General features: G+C 62.3%; 13 protein-coding genes and 1 riboswitch. Of the genes, 4 read left to right on the top strand and 9 right to left on the bottom strand.

Going from position 1 to position 15368, the window contains the following annotated elements:
• The first annotated feature begins 5 nt into the window (after window positions 1-5).
• The 4 genes from JM946_RS07925 (at window position 6) to JM946_RS07910 (ending at window position 4694) form a co-directional block, all read left to right on the top strand.
• On the top strand, window positions 6-638 hold the full coding sequence (locus tag JM946_RS07925; RefSeq protein ID WP_203166665.1) for a zf-HC2 domain-containing protein: 633 nt from the start codon (window positions 6-8) through the stop codon (window positions 636-638).
• A gap of 23 nt (window positions 639-661) precedes the next feature.
• The gene (locus JM946_RS07920) at window positions 662-1909 is read left to right on the top strand and encodes a S8 family peptidase (RefSeq protein WP_218042682.1); all 1248 of its coding nucleotides are present in this window, start codon (window positions 662-664) and stop codon (window positions 1907-1909) included.
• 93 nt (window positions 1910-2002) lie between these two features.
• Entirely contained in the window at window positions 2003-3550 is a 1548-nt protein-coding gene (locus JM946_RS07915; protein WP_203166663.1) for a hypothetical protein, read from the top strand.
• 91 nt (window positions 3551-3641) lie between these two features.
• Window positions 3642-4694 carry a retroviral-like aspartic protease family protein gene (locus JM946_RS07910; RefSeq protein ID WP_203166662.1) on the top strand — a complete coding sequence of 351 codons (1053 nt, stop codon included), beginning with the start codon at window positions 3642-3644 and terminating at the stop codon, window positions 4692-4694.
• Here JM946_RS07910 and thiD read toward each other — a convergent pair.
• The 9 genes from thiD to JM946_RS07865 form a co-directional block, all read right to left on the bottom strand.
• A complete protein-coding gene (gene thiD, locus JM946_RS07905; protein ID WP_203166661.1) occupies window positions 4672-5427 on the bottom strand; it encodes a bifunctional hydroxymethylpyrimidine kinase/phosphomethylpyrimidine kinase in 756 nt (251 codons plus the stop codon). The genes JM946_RS07910 and thiD overlap by 23 nt on opposite strands.
• Window positions 5428-6051, bottom strand: a complete 624-nt coding sequence (locus JM946_RS07900) for a thiamine phosphate synthase (RefSeq protein ID WP_203166660.1) — start codon at window positions 6049-6051, stop codon at window positions 5428-5430.
• Window positions 6048-6818, bottom strand: a complete 771-nt coding sequence (locus JM946_RS07895; RefSeq protein WP_203166659.1) for a thiazole synthase — start codon at window positions 6816-6818, stop codon at window positions 6048-6050. Before JM946_RS07895 ends, JM946_RS07900 begins: the two co-directional genes overlap by 4 nt.
• Before the next feature lies 1 nt (window position 6819).
• A complete protein-coding gene (thiS, locus tag JM946_RS07890; RefSeq protein WP_203166658.1) occupies window positions 6820-7017 on the bottom strand; it encodes a sulfur carrier protein ThiS in 198 nt (65 codons plus the stop codon).
• Window positions 7001-7996 (bottom strand): glycine oxidase ThiO, encoded by a 996-nt coding sequence (gene thiO / locus JM946_RS07885; RefSeq protein WP_203166657.1) that lies wholly within the window; start codon window positions 7994-7996, stop codon window positions 7001-7003. The genes thiS and thiO overlap by 17 nt, the downstream gene beginning before the upstream one ends.
• 2 nt (window positions 7997-7998) lie before the next feature.
• Window positions 7999-9762 carry a phosphomethylpyrimidine synthase ThiC gene (gene thiC, locus JM946_RS07880; protein WP_203166656.1) on the bottom strand — a complete coding sequence of 588 codons (1764 nt, stop codon included), beginning with the start codon at window positions 9760-9762 and terminating at the stop codon, window positions 7999-8001.
• A 103-nt stretch (window positions 9763-9865) separates the two neighbouring features.
• Window positions 9866-9983, bottom strand: a riboswitch (TPP riboswitch).
• A gap of 76 nt (window positions 9984-10059) precedes the next feature.
• Complete coding sequence (locus JM946_RS07875) at window positions 10060-13191, bottom strand: AAA family ATPase (protein WP_203166655.1); 3132 nt, start codon at window positions 13189-13191, stop codon at window positions 10060-10062.
• Window positions 13188-14246 (bottom strand): effector-associated domain EAD1-containing protein, encoded by a 1059-nt coding sequence (locus JM946_RS07870; protein WP_203166654.1) that lies wholly within the window; start codon window positions 14244-14246, stop codon window positions 13188-13190. Before JM946_RS07870 ends, JM946_RS07875 begins: the two co-directional genes overlap by 4 nt.
• A 10-nt stretch (window positions 14247-14256) precedes the next feature.
• Window positions 14257-15354 carry an effector-associated domain EAD1-containing protein gene (locus tag JM946_RS07865; RefSeq protein WP_203166653.1) on the bottom strand — a complete coding sequence of 366 codons (1098 nt, stop codon included), beginning with the start codon at window positions 15352-15354 and terminating at the stop codon, window positions 14257-14259.
• Between the last annotated feature and the right edge of the window lie 14 nt (window positions 15355-15368).

Raw genomic sequence — 15368 nt, 5'->3', positions numbered from 1 at the left:
CGCACATGCACCGAGTGCATTCCAATCATGAGCAGTGCTGGGAGTTGATCCCGTGGGTGGTCAACGGCCGCGCCAGTGACGCAGATCAGCGCGAAGTGCTCGCGCACGTCGAGACGTGCACCGAATGTCACGACGAGTTGCAACGGCATCGGCAGATTTACATTCAGATGCGTGGCAACGACGAAGTCATCGCCGCCCCCAGCGCATCGTGGCAGAAACTGTTGGCGCAACTCGATCGGCAGCCCGCTGCTGAAGTCGCCAAGCCAGCGCGAATCAAGCGCATCTGGCTGGTGGCAGCGCTCTGGCTGCAGCTCGTTGCGATCGCGGGTCTTACTGGCGCGTTGTTCCGATCTGCCGCTGCTCCACAGCCACAGTACCAGACACTCTCGAGCCCACAGCCGGTGGACCACCGCGCGGCCGTGCGGGTCGTTTTTGCTCCGAACGCTCAGCTGGAAAGTATCAACCAGTTGTTACGAGACGTTGAATGCAACATTGTCGCCGGACCGAGCGAAGCTGGCGTCTACACGGTGGCCACGAAGGACGGCAATGACCTGCGTCGGATCATTGCCTCCTTGCGTCAACATCCCGAAGTGTTGTTCGCGGAGCCCAGCCCCACAGCGGTTGGCACGATCCGATGAAGCATGTCGCTGCACTCCTCGCGATGCTCACACTCGCCGCGTGTATGCAGTTCGCGCGCGAGTCGGCCGATGAGGAGCTGATTCGGACCCATCCCGAACGTTTCATCCTCATCACTTTGCGCAACACTGAAGGAATGTCTGCCACTCGTGCGGGATCCTCGCCGCGCGACTACGGCTCGGCCATGCAATACGCCATTGCACCCCGCACTCGTGCGACGGCACGAGAACTGGCGACGCGTTATCGACTGACTCCAGTGCGCGAATGGCCCATCTCACAACTTCGGGTCCATTGCATCGTGTACCGAATGGATCCCGGCGAATCGCAATCCGACTTGCTCCGCAGACTGCGAGACGATGCGCGAGTCGAATCCGCCCAGCCCCTGAACTCGTTCGGAACGCTCAGCGGCACATACAACGATCCTTATGCAGGACTGCAACGCAGCCTGCCTGCCATGGGCGTGCCTCAAGCTCACACCTGGTCGCGAGGCAAAGGAGTCAGTATCGCGGTGATCGATACGGCCGTGGACATCAATCATCCCGACCTCGCTGCCAGCAAGATCGCGGTCAGCAATTTCACCGGCCAACGTACCCGGGGAGCTGCGCATGGGACCGCTGTCGCAGGCGTCATCGCCGCCACGGGCGGCAACTCGGTCGGCATTGTCGGCATCGCGCCGGAAGCTCGAGTGCATTCGCTGGCGGCCTGCTGGTCGGAATCGGCCAGCCCGGCGCGCGCCGTTTGTGACAGCTTTACCCTCGCCGTCGCGTTGAGCAGGGCCATCGAGATGAAGGCCGATATCGTCAACTTGAGTCTCGGCGGCCCGAGCGATCCCCTGCTGCGCCGACTGGTGGAACACGGCCTGGCGCGCGACATGATTTTCGTGGCGGCGCTGCCGACCGAAGGCGTGGCCACCGGCTTCCCCTCGGAAATTCCAGGCGTGGTGGTGGCGGACGCCGTGGGACATAAACACGCGGCCGACAATGTGCTGCTCGCGCCGGGCATCGACGTGCTGACCCTCGTGCCTCACAACGGTTATGACTTCGTTTCGGGCAGCTCGATGGCGGCGGCCAATGTATCCGGCGGCATCGCTCTGTTGCTGTCACATCGCTTGCAAGCAAACGAAGTGCGGGATGTGCTGGCGCAGACTGCGGCCAACGGCAACAGCATCAATCTCTGTGTCGCCCTCGCCGGCTCGGAAGCCGAACAGCACTGCGATTCCGGAGAAGTCGCCGGCCGTGCACATAACTCGCTGAATTCACCCGCACGACGCTAATTTTTTGCCGAAAACTAGCCACACAAAATTTCACTCTCCTTTTTCCCCCGGGCTGGGACTACTCTATCGGGAGGCGCATCCAGTGGGGACACCATGGCGCTTCCTGGCCTGCTCGAAGCACGAGAGCTGCTCGAGGCAAGAGATACGAGACGTGTGCTCGCCGCCGTCGCGTCGGGAGCGTTGCACCTCGGGATTTTCCTGGCAGCAGTGGTGTTCGGCGGTCGGCACGACGGCGTCGGCGAAACCGAGCGGGTGGCCTCGCAACTGGTGTTCATCGAAGCGCCCGATGTCGATCGCAGCGAGGGTCTGGAGCTCGCGCCACTGGAGCCGAGCTTCGCCGCCGAGTTACTGGCCGAACAACTGGGCCAGGATTCCGAGCCGCCCTCGCCCCTCGAGGTGGCAGAAGCGAGCACCGAGCCAGTGCAGCCGCAGCCGGTGCTGACCGAACTGCCGGCCGACAGCAGTGCCACCGCGAGCATTCTGGAAACCGTCGAACCGGCGCCCACCTACGCAGCCTCGAAAGAAGAGCTGGCTACCCTGCCCGAGCGCCTCGCCCGTTTGATCGAACAACAAGCCGGCAACCCGGACAGCCAGCTGCAGTGGGAAGACAACGGCAAGCAGTACACCGCCAGGCTGGTCTGGGAACGGGCCAAAGACGGCACGGCGCTGGAGCACGTCATCGCGCAGATCAGCGCATCCGACCAGGGCAAGTTGCTTTCGACGCGGATCATGCTCAAACGCCTCGCGTTCTCGCAATTCACCCAAGTGGTGGATCGCTGGGATCCGATGGTTCAGCTGCACGACGACGTCATCGTCGGCCGCTTTCACAGCAATTCCCAGTTCAATGTGATGCACGACTCGCGCGTCGGACCGAAGTTTCTAGGGAAAGTCACCACGGCGGCGCGCAGCTTCGAGATGTTCTCGAGCGGCCGCGGACGCCAGGCCGAGATTTTTCCCGGCGGCTTGGAAACACGCACCAGCCGTATCGACCTGCCCAAGGCAGTGCAGCCGTCCGCCTGGGCGCCCGAAGATCCGAACTCACGCATCCACGAACTCAGCAGCGACACTCGCATCCGGTTTTTTGCCGACGGCAGTTACATGTGGCGCACCAACGGAGCGCCCGGTGCAGGCTATCTCAACTCACCGTCCGAGCATCCGGTGTATTTCATCGCCACACCGGGCACGACTTTGGCGGTCCAGGGCGTGGTCGCGGGCAAGATCCTGGTCTATTCGCCTCACCGGATCGTGATCGAAGACGACATCGTCTACGCCCGGGACCCGCGGATTGTGACGGACTCGCGCGATTATCTCGGCATGGTGAGCGACAAGTACGTCGAAGTGGCGTCTCCCGGCACCACCGGCCCCGGCGATCTGAATGTGCATGCGGCGATTTTCGCTGGCCGGCGCTTTGTGGTGAGAGACATCGACCATGGCCGTTCCGCCACGTTGCGGATTTATGGCAGTCTGTCCGCCGGCAGCTTGTCGGCCAGCGAGCCGCGCTACGCCACCGAGATCGAATACGACCCGCGCTTCGAAAAGCGTCGGCCGCCCGGCTTCCCCTTCACCAGTCGGTTCGAAGCCGAAACGTGGGATGGTCAATGGGTGGCCACGTCGGAACGAATGGCGGAAGAAACGTTCTAAGGACACAGGAAATGCGATTCGGGCCGGCCGCGGCCGAATCATCGGGTAAAGGATGGGGATTCACGAGCCTGGCAACGATGTCGAGGGAACCATGACCCCGCGTCTGTTCGTGACTGCGCTGACGGTGCTGCTCGCACCACTGGCCCTGTTGGCCAATGAACCGGCCGATAATGTCGATTTCAAGCCGAATGTGCCGGACGCTTCGAGCGCACCTGCTATCGTTCCACCGCTGCTGGATTCGCCACTGCTCATGCCCCCGCCGTCGGGCGTGGAAGAGTTGGTGGTCGAAGCGCCGGAGCCGCGCTACGTCGCGCCGACGCTGCGAGATCGGATCGGCCGAGTCTGGGCGCCGGTTTATATCAACGGCAAAGGCCCGTTCCGCCTGGTGCTCGATACTGGTGCCAACAGCACCGCCGTGGTGCCTTCGCTGGCCAGGCAGCTTGGCCTCAGCAACGAATCACGCACCGTGAAGTTGCTGGGCGCCACCGGCTCGGCCGTGGTGCCGATCATCAAGGTCGACAGCATCGAGGTTGGCGATCTGTGGCTCGGTCAACGCCAGGTCGCGGTCGTGCCCGACGTGTTTGGCGGGGCCGAAGGCGTGCTGGGCGCCGACGGCTTGGGCGACAAGCAGATCCGCATCGATTTCAAGAACGACGAGATCTCCATCATCCGCTCCACCGGGCCGTTCCGCTCGCTCGGCTTCAGCCGCGTTCCAGTGAAGCTGCGGCATGGTCATCTGCTGATGTTCGACGTGCGGCTCGCCGGCGTGCGCACGCGCGCCACACTGGATACAGGCGCCCAGGCCACCATCGGCAACAAGAGTCTGCAAGCTGCGCTGGCCAAGAAATCCCAGGGCGTCACCAATGCCGTGATCGGCGTGACCCTCGATGTCCAACACGGCGAGACCCTGTTCGCGCCGGCCGTGGACATCGGCGACATTTCTATTCGCGGCATGCGAGTGACGTTCGGCGACATGTATCTTTTCGACGCTTGGAAAATGAGTGGCGAGCCGGCGCTGGTCATCGGCATGGACATCATCGGCCTGCTGGACACGCTGGTCATCGACTACAAGCGTCGCGAGCTGCACTTGAAACCGCGCCGCGCGTCGGATCGGCAGACGCTCACGGATCGCATGTCGAATTGAGCTGCAGCCGTTTATGAACGTATGCCTTCGCTCGGCGACAGGCTGGCTCCATCGCCACTCCCGCTGCAAGAAGAGCTGCGATGGCGGAGCTTAGGGCGCAGCCCGTGCCACGCATGGTCGTGCTGAGGCGTGCCGAGCTCAGTATCGAAGCTGGTCCGTCGCTCGAGGCGAGAACATCGGTCGCATCAGTTCCAGATCCATGCCCGCCTTTGAGCAGTACATGTTCCGGCCCGAGCGCGAGCAGAGCTTCAGCTTGCCTGGACTGTTCCTCACCGGTACTCGCCACCTGCTGCTCCAGCAACAACGCCGCTTCGAGCAAGTTTGGCGTGATCACCGTGCAACGAGGCAACAAACGATCCCTCAGCAGCGAGACTCCGTCCGCGTCCAGCAACGCCGTGCCGGATGAAGACGCGAGCACCGGATCCAGCACGATGGGAATGCGCTGTCGGTCGGGCAATTCGTCCAGCACTGCACGCACGATCGCCGCGTTACCAAGCATGCCGATCTTGATTGCGGCAATGTCACCCGACCGAAGCGCCGCGCTGAGTTGCTGACGAACCAGATCGGCGGGCTGCACACATGTGGCTTCGACCTGGCTATGCGTCTGCGCCGTTACTGCCGTAACCACGCACGCGGCATGCGCTCCGAAATCCGTGATGACTTGAACGTCTCTGACCAGACCGGCGCCGCCACTCGAATCCGTGCCGGCAATGACGAGCACACGCGGAGGCATTCAGCGCTCCGCTTGCAATGCCAGCGCTGCGCGCGTTGCGATGATCCACTGCTGTGCTCGCGACTCTGGCGATGGATTGCGAAGCACATCGGACACGACCGCCGCACTATCGGCTCCGGCCTCGAAGACGTCCGGCACGCGTTCGACGGTCAAGCCGCCGATGGCAACCAGAGGTAAAGGCGCGATGCGACGTTTCCATTCGGCGATGCGGGCCAATCCTTGAGGAGCCCAAGGCATCACTTTCAACGTGGTCGGATAGATCGGCCCCAGTGCGACGTAGTCCGGATTGAAACTCAGCGCTCGATCGAGTTCCGCATGGCTGTGCGTACTGATGCCGACGCGAACGCCGGCGCGCTGCAAGGCTGGCACGTCCGCGTCATCCAGATCGCTTTGTCCCAGGTGCACGAAGTCACACCCTGCGTCGAGTGCGATCCGCCAGTAGTCGTTGACGATCAAACACGCGCCTGCTTGTTGGCACAGTTGCTTGCCGAGCAGCACCTGGCGTCGAACCTCGGCCTCCGTCCGTTCTTTGATGCGCAATTGAACGAGACGAACTCCCACGGGCAGCAGGCGCGGCAACCATGCGATGTCGTCCACGATCAAATAAAACGGATCGAGCTTCATGCAAGAAACGCCAGGCCAGCTTCGGGCGTCGAAGGAATCGCAACATCGCTGGGCATCATCGGTTCGGCGAGATACGCCGTGCGCCCAGCCTTCACGGCATAGTTGAACGCCCCCGCCATGGCTGATGGATCACCCGCACGCGATACGGCTGTGTTGATCAGAACTCCGTCCATGCCCAACTCCATGGCGCGCGCCGCGTGCGATGGAACGCCGATGCCAGCGTCGACGATCAGCGGCACGCTCGGGAAGCGGGCCCGCATGGCTCGCAAGCCCGGCACATTGTTCAAGCCCTGGCCCGACCCGATCGGCGCCCCCCAAGGCATGAGGACACGACAACCTGCGTCAAGCAGCTTGTCTGCGACCACCAGATCCTCGGTGGTATATGGAAAAACCTGGAAACCTTCGTTGGCAAGAATCCTGGCGGCTTCCACCAATCCGAACACATCGGGCTGCAACGTCGCACGATCGCCGATGACTTCGAGCTTGATCCAGGTCGTTCCGAACAACTCGCGCGCCATGTGGGCAGTGGTGACCGCTTCCTTCGCGGAGTGACATCCCGCGGTGTTGGGCAACACGCGCACGCCCAAAGAGCGAATGATGGAGAAGAACCCCTGGCCCGAACGCTCGCTGCTCGACTCCCGCCGCAGCGATACTGTGACCACGTCGGTGCCGGACGCCTTGACCGCCTCCGTCAGCACGGCCGGCGAAGGGTATCTCGAGGTCCCCAACAGCAGCCGCGAGGTCAACTGAGTGTCATAGACGAGCACTTCAGCCTCCTTGCATGGGCGCCACGACTTCGATGCGATCGCCTTCGCCGAGTCGTTGGTCACGCCGCTGCGTCTTGGGAATGAAACAGCCGTTGACGGCGGTCGCCACGAAGCTCTCGGTATAACCGAGCTCGCTCAGCGCTTGCTCCAGCGTCGTGGCCGCGACATCGCGATCCTCTCCATTAAGCGTGATTCTCATAAGCCACCTGACGACAACCTTTCTCTTTCAGAACAGCGTCGGCCGCCATCTGCGCGAAGGCCGGAGCGAGCAGATAGCCGTGCCGGAAAAACCCATTGATGTAGATGCGGTCCCGCCGCCAGACGATGCGCGGCATGTTGTCTGGGAATGCCGGACGCACCTGCGTACCCAATTCCAAGACTTCTGCTTCGCCGAAGGTCGGATGCAGCGCATAGGCCGCGCTCAGCAGTTCGAGTACTGACCGCGCAGTCATGCGAGTGCTGTCATCGCTTTCGATCATGGTGGCGCCGATCATGAACACACCCTCGGCGCGCGGCACAATGTACGCCGACGTTTTCGGGTCAACCAATCGCACCGGGCGCTGAAGCACGATCTCGTTCGAGCGCAACAACAACATCTCACCCTTCACGCCGCGGAGGTCCTGCAACTGGTGTCGCGCGGCCAGACCTGTGCAATCGATCACCAGATGATCGCCCTGCGACTCGTCCGTGCATGTGATGCCGAAATGAATGCGACCGCCGAGGGCGATCACCCGGTCAGCGAGATATCGGAGCGCACCACGAGGATCGATGTGCGCTTCGTCCTTGAAGAACAACGCACGAGGAAAACGATCGGCCAGCGACGGCTCCAACCGTGCGACCGCCGTGCTGTCCAGCCATTCGTAGTGCGTGGTGCGACGGCTGAGCGCCACCAGTTCGGACAAGTGTCGACCGTGTGCCACGACCAGGCTGCCTCTCTGCACTAAGGCAGGCACGCGCCTGGTCCACCAGGCAAGGCTCTGCTCACCAAGCTTTGCGATCAGCTCCGCCGAATGCTCACACTCGCACCACGGCGCCAGCATCCCGCCGGCGAACCACGAGCAGCTTTGCGGCCCGAAGCCCTGACCCTGCTCGAAGACTTCAACGGGAACGCCGCGCTCTGCGAACTCGACGGCGCAGCTCAAGCCGGCGATGCCCGCGCCAACGATGGTGACCCTCATGGTCAGCTCGCGCTGGCTTCAGGCTGCGCCGGATCGATGTAGATTTCGCCTCGCTCTCTGAATTTCAGCGCCATTTCATTCATGCCCGACTCGCGCGCGGCGGCTTGCACTTCGTGCGAGATGCGCATGGAGCAGAACTTCGGTCCGCACATCGAGCAGAAGTGCGCGAGCTTGTGCGCCTCACGCGGCATGGTTTCGTCGTGGAAGGCGCAAGCGGTGTCGGGGTCGAGCGAAAGGTTGAACTGATCCTCCCATCGGAAATCGAAACGCGCGCGCGAGATCGCATCGTCACGATCACGCGCACCGGGATGTCCCTTGGCGAGATCGGCGGCATGCGCCGCGATCTTGTAAGTAATGACGCCGGTCTTCACGTCGTCTCGATTCGGCAGGCCCAGATGTTCCTTTGGCGTGACGTAGCAAAGCATGGCGGTTCCGAACCAGCCAATCATCGCTGCGCCGATGGCGGATGTGATGTGGTCGTAGCCGGGTGCGATATCGGTCGTCAACGGCCCGAGGGTGTAGAACGGCGCTTCCGAGCAATGCTTGAGCTGCTCGTCCATATTCTCTTTGATCTTGTGCATGGGAACATGGCCGGGGCCTTCGATCATCACCTGGCAATCGCGGCTCCAGGCAATCTTGGTCAACTCTCCGAGCGTGCGTAACTCGGCGAACTGCGCCGCGTCGTTCGCGTCCGCGATGGATCCCGGCCGCAGCCCGTCGCCGAGCGAGAAACTCACATCGTAGGCCCGGCAGATGTCGCAGATCTCCTCGAAGTGCTCGTACAGAAAACTTTCTTTGTGATGCGCGAGACACCACTTGGCCATAATGGAGCCGCCCCGGGACACGATCCCAGTCACTCGATTTGCCGTCAGCGGGATGTATTGGAGGCGGACGCCGGCGTGAATCGTGAAGTAATCCACGCCCTGCTCGGCTTGCTCGATCAGCGTGTCACGAAATATTTCCCAGGTCAGCGCTTCGGCCACGCCATCGACCTTCTCGAGCGCCTGATAGATGGGCACGGTGCCGATGGGCACCGGTGCGTTGCGCAGGATCCATTCGCGAATGTTGTGTATGTTCCGCCCGGTCGACAGATCCATCACCGTGTCCGCGCCCCAGCGGATTGCCCATACCATTTTGTCGACCTCTTCCGCCATGCTGGAGGTCACGGCGGAATTGCCGATGTTGGCGTTGATCTTCACCAGGAAGTTCCGACCGATGATCATCGGCTCGGACTCGGGATGATTGATGTTCGCCGGGATGATGGCGCGACCCGCCGCGATTTCCGAGCGCACAAACTCCGGCGTTACATACTCTGGCACATTCGCGCCCCACGAGTTGCCGTCGCGACCGTTCGCTGGCACGGCACGGGAGCGACCGACGTTTTCTCGGATCGCGACAAACTCCATTTCCGGCGTGATGATGCCAGCACGCGCATACGCCAATTGCGTGACTGCCGCGCCGGCTTTCGCCCTCAACGGAGCATGCCTTGTTGGAAATTTGACGCTCGAGGATGACTCGACGTCGTTACGCGCGCGAATCCATCGTTCGCGGATGCGAGGCAGACCTTGCTCTATACTAATGTTGACCCGAGGATCGGTGTACGGCCCTGAAGAATCGTAAACAAAGACATCGGGCTCGCGCGCGGACGGATGCAACGTGATGGCCCGCATCGGCACCTTGATGTCGGGATGCAATACGCCCGATGTGTGAACCTTGCGGGAGGCAGGCAGCGCGGTCGTGGTGACAGGTACCGTGGTGGCGTTCATCCGATGCTCCGTGATTGGAGATCCAGACACGCCGGGTACGAAGCAGCGCAGGCGCAACGTCGCTGAGACACGTGAAAGTCACGGGAATGTCACAGGGAACACATCGCATCGCGCTTAGCCTTTCCTACGCCAGTATGACCTGGATCAGGTTCAAGGGTCGTCATACTGCGCAATGCGCCAATGACCTCTCAGCCCCTGCAGGGGCTCCCCTAGCGAGCGCGACGTTAACTTGCACGGGCGCGCGGAGTCAAGCTGCGCCCTTCGAGTCGGCAGAGGCATCAAACATTGCTGGTGTCGCTAGATATACTCCAGCCACCCATCCAGCCCGTGAATGAACTTCTTCAATTCACTTCCATCCGGGCGCGCACGCGCCATGTGAGTGAGCAGCACGCCGAGCGATCCGTGCTTCTCTGCATATCGCAGCAACTCGATCACCTGAATGCTGAACGTGCCGCTGGGACTGAGTTGATGTAACGACACTTCCGCATAGTCCTGCGCCAGCAACGCCAACTCCTCGGGCGTGAACTCCTGCTCCACCAGATTGCGCAGCTGCGCCATTTCGTGTGCGCTCACCGCGAGCGGTCGGCGCCATGAGGGCGATCCAGGAGTGTCCACCGAGCGTCGCTCCAATGCATCGTCCACTGCGCGCGCCAGTCGTTGCACGAAGAACTCTGCATAGACGGGAACAAGCTCGGAGAGCATTCGGCCCGAACCGCGCGAGGTGCCTCGATCGTACAGGAGCTTGCGCAGCGAACGTCCATGCAACTCATCCATCCCGGCTTCCCGCGCCAGGCGTGCAAGCGCAATCAGATCGGCGGCCGAGACGCCGAGTTGAAGCACGGCCTGCTCCAGGATGGTGTAATCGTCGAGACCGAGCTCGGCCGCCGTTTCCTGCAACAGCGCGGGGCGTGACCGCAACTCGGCGCGCACCGACTTCTGCTTGATCAGTTGCACCAGCCGCTGATGAGTCGTGACCTGAAAGTCTCGAATGCGCCGATAAGCTACCACCCCCAGCCGCTCCCGGGCCTGCCCGACATTCTCGGCCAATGTTCCTTCCTGCTGCATCTTTCGATACAAGCGCAGCGTTGCGACTCCCGCGCTCAGGGTGCTCATGAGATCGCGCAGGCTGGCCGCTATGTTCAAAGCCTCGCTCATGATCCGGATGGCGGCCGTCAACTGGCGCTCACCCTCCAGCAAAAAGCCCTTGCGCAACATCAACGCCAGGATCGCCGGCCGATCGCCCGCTTGTTCTGAAATTTCGAGTCCTCGATCCAGCACCGCATGGGCTGCTTCGAAGTTTCCGAGCAGCTTCAAAACATCGGACTCGATTTCATAGAGCGGACTCGGCCGCTCCGGTCGCGGACGCTCGCGCACCGCGGCCAACGCTTCAGCGAACAAACCATTGGCGATCAGCGTACGCGCACGCTGCGCCGCTTGACGCTCCCAGATCGCCAGGTCCGCGTGCGCTCGCAGCTCGGAGCTGAGCTCGATGCCCAGCTTGTCCGCCAGCCAGACCTTGCTTTGAGGCTCGAGCTCTTCATAGGCGCCACGCAGGTGAGGCGCGAACTCGGGACGCCACAGCTTGTCGAGCTCATCGAAGCTCGCGCCGATCCACAAGCGATGATAGATCTCCTCCGCTCGTCCCAAGGTCGTGTCGCTTTTGCTGTAGTACTCCGCGGCCAGCTTGTGAATATCTTCGACCACCGCACCCAGGGTGGCCCTGAGATCGGGCAGCATGATTCTGCGCAGCGCGGGGAGATGCCATAGCGCGCCGTGCTCGAGATATGGATCGACCAGCCCCACTTCGCGCGCCAGTTCATCGAACAATCGTGTCGGATGATTCGCATCTACGAGCTGGAGTTCGCAAGGCGCCGCCAGCACTTTCTCGATGATCTCCGGCGTGATCCGGCGCAGGATCAGCCCGGGACTGGCCACTTTCTCCAGCTCCGGGTCGTGCTTGCGGACGTGCGCGAGAATGCGTCGATACAGCATGCCCTGCTGCTGTTCCTGCTTGATCCTTGCAAACAGGCGCCGACGCCCGACTGCTTCGCGCAGCGCTGCGAGATCTTCACTCAGCACGACCTTGGCCGCGAGCACCAGGTTCAAAGGCACCGTGCCAACCAGCTCGACGATGCTCCTGGCGTCGGCTTCGCTGATCGGCCCGCCTTGCATCTTTTGTGTGCGTTTGACGATCAGCTCGATAGCGGCCTCCGTCGGCAAGCCAGTCAGCTCGACGGGTTCGCGCTGCAGATCGTTCGCCAGCGGCGAGCGCCCGGCAGTCACGATCCGCAGTCGGTCGACGCGCCCGAGCAGCTCCGCGAGCAGTGCCCAAGTGACCAGCATCGCGGTGGTGCCCTGATATTCCGCCTCTTCGAGTGTATCCAGAATCATCAACACCGGCTGCTCGGTGCGTTGAGCAATCGCATCGAGCAGCCGACAGAATCGATTGATCAGTCGCTCGCCACCGCTGAAATGAGACGACTTGGATGACTCGTGCACATCATGGCTGCCTTCCACTTCCGCCACTTCGGAGGACAATGACCCCAGCACGCCGTCGAAGTCGGGGAACTGCGCGAGCAACTGCCGGATCGCGTCTTCCAATAGCGTGTTCGGCCGCCGCGGATCGAGCGCACCTCGGTCGAAATCGAGGTAAACGAACGGCATGGGAGGCCGCGATGGATCGCCGGCGTGTTGCAGTATGAAACGAGCCAGCAGCGCCGATTTACCCATGCCCCCAGGGCCGAACAGATGCAGCGGCGGGCGCTGATGAAGCAGGTAGCGCACGTATTGCACATTGCGGCGGAATCTTTGCCACGTGCTTTCGGGCGGCAACACACCCACGTAGTCGGTGAGCCGCGCAAGATAGTCCTCGCGGTCCACGAAATTCTCGCCAGCGAGTTTTCGCATCGGTTCGAGCTGACGTTGTCGCTCGATATCCGCCGTGATCTGCGCACGCGATGGTAAGTTCGGCAGGATACCTTCCAACCACCGCGTAGCCCGCTCGAACGCGAGCAGCTGCTCGAGCGAAAGTGTTCCCAGCGCGATCGGGTCGTTCGAATCGATCAGCGTGTCGAGCGCCTGTTGCAGCGGATCGGGTGCATGAACAACGTTGACGGCGCGCGCACGTCGCATGCCCTCTCGGTCTTTCAGGCGGCGAAGGCCCATGCGGCGCGCCGACTCTTCGAGCTGCCAGCAGTCCACATTCGATTCCTGCACCGGTCGCGCGAAATTGGTCAGCTCGATCAACGCTTCGTTTCTATTCTCATTGGCGCGCGCATCGACTGGCTGCAACGTTGCCAACTCGAACGTCGACAGCACTGCCGCGGCATCGAGGAAGGGAGCAATCAGGCGCTGCACCTCGCGATCGGCGGCTGCGCCATCCAGCCAGGCGAATGCGTTGCCGCGGCCGTCGTCGAACTCGATATTCACGGCAGTGTTCCCTGCCTGATGCGTTCACAGGTGTCGTGCAATCGGCTGTGGAACTGCTTCCAGTGATCGTGATTTGGATCCACCGGCAACAGTGCATCGAGCGCGTCCACCGTGGGCTTCAATACAACGGGATCGTCGGAACGTCCCGCCGTGCGGGCGAACCACCGAATGAAATCTTCGATATCCGACCGCTCCGGCCGATGCACGACGTCCAATGGAACATACGGCGCCACGTGCGCGCTCAGCTTGGTGGGTTCCAGGCCGAGCAGGAACAACCAGAGGTTGGGACATTCGTTGCCGTCGACGGCCTCGCACAGTTTGCAAAGAAATTCGACCGCGCTCTTGTCCAGGTTCACCAGGTCGAGCTCGTCGATCACCAGCCAGGTTCGATCCGGCAATGCCGCCAGTCGTGCGATCAATTTCGCTGCCAGATCCTTGGTGACGCGCGACACCTGGGCCCACTCGTCGACATCGGCGAGTTGATCGCCCCACAGGCGGGAAACGATGGCGTTGGCCAGCGACACACCCGTGACATCGAGCACGTCGCCACTGTTGGCTTCGACGCGAACCATTCGCGCGTAGTTCCTGCTCGGATCGCAGATGTAACTGATGGGCCATCGTGAATACGATTTTCCCACCCCGCCGTTCACTGCGAGCACGCGACCGGCAGGCGCCCCGTTCGCCAGGGAGCTCAGCCGATCCCAGAATTGTTTGCGATTCAACACCGGACGCGTGTTGATGAAGAACGGACGATGCGGCGCGCCCGGAGCAGTCTCGGTGGTAGTGACCTTGGCGAGCAGCGTCGCGGCGAAACTGGCGAAAGCTTGCTTGGGATGATGATTCTGGAACGCTTGCAGCAGCGACGTGAGCCGGCCGTTGTCCTCGGCCCACACGATCACCAGCTGACATTCCATGTCGAAGTTCTTGCCCGCGGGCACCACGCGCTCGAGCTCTATGTCGAGCCAGTCCTGCAGAAACAGATCGAGCGCCTGCCGGTCGAAGGCCCCGATCATCTCCTGTCGCAACTGCCGTCGCTGCTGGTTGTCCAGCGCCATGCGCGCGTCCTCAAGTCCAGAACTTAGGTACGCCTCGAGCTGCCATCCGCTGCACGATCAAGTCTAACGGAATTCCCTGGTTATATCGGCCCAGCAGCCGCGAATAGTCGGGATCCCCCGCATGATGCAACACGACGGCATGCAACCCTGCATCCAGGCCCGGCGAGCCGGAGGAGCCGCGTTCAGTGTTGGTATCGTAGAGCAGCCGCGTGCCGTTGCCATTTGGCTCGAGCACCGCGCCGATAGCCAACTTCAACGGCTCGAGCTGCGGATGTTGACCTATGAACAGGATGGATTTGGCCGCGGGCCGCGCCCGACCCGAGTCGATCTGGATCCAGCCGCGTGGCTGGCCGGCAACGTTTCCCTCGCCGATGGCTCGTTGCAGGCGCAGCAGCGCATAGTCGAGATGATCGGGATCGGGCACACCGCCGGCATCGCCGGGGTCGTGCGGACTATACGGGCTCCAATCCACCAGCCATTTCGGCGCTGCCGCCAGTTTCACCGCCACCGGCGCCGCCGAACCGACGGCAAAATCGAACAGACAAGCGATGTCTGCAGGGTCCTGCTGCGCTTGGGCGTGGCGCTCGATGACGTGATAGTTGGTGAGCACCAGATCCCTGGCGACCAGAAAGCCGGTGCCGCCGGCCATCTTCAAGTTGTCTGGATACTGGATGCGGCAGATTCGACGCCCGATGTCGGTCATCTTTTCGATCCACAGGCCCCAGTCGGCGAAACCGCCGTCGACTCTCACCAGCCGCTCCAGCCCGCCGCTCGCCGGAGCGACCGCTGTGACTCTCTGTTCAAGAGCAGCCACGTCGACGATGGCTGCCGTTTCGAGCGAAGCACGCAGGCCGCGCACGCGGGCGTTGTTGGATGTTCGCTCCGCCGCGGCGATGAGGCGGTCGGTCCAACCTTCCCGTTTGGAAAGATTGATCAGGTTGAACACCATCGCCTCGAAGCTTGCCGCCGGGACCAGCGTGGCCAGTGGCTGCAGGTCGAGCTCGTCTTGCAGCAACTGGTCCAGGGTCTGCGCCGTGAAGGCGGCGAGGAAGGCGTCGCGAACGATCCTGCGTTGCGGACCACTCAGCTCATTCAGATCGAGGGCCATGGCCACTCCTTGTT

Source organism: Steroidobacter gossypii (assembly GCF_016801985.1).
GTDB lineage: Bacteria > Pseudomonadota > Gammaproteobacteria > Steroidobacterales > Steroidobacteraceae > Steroidobacter > Steroidobacter gossypii.
The sequence above is the reverse complement of the archived record's forward strand: the minus strand, read 5'-3'. Positions and strand labels throughout refer to the sequence as shown.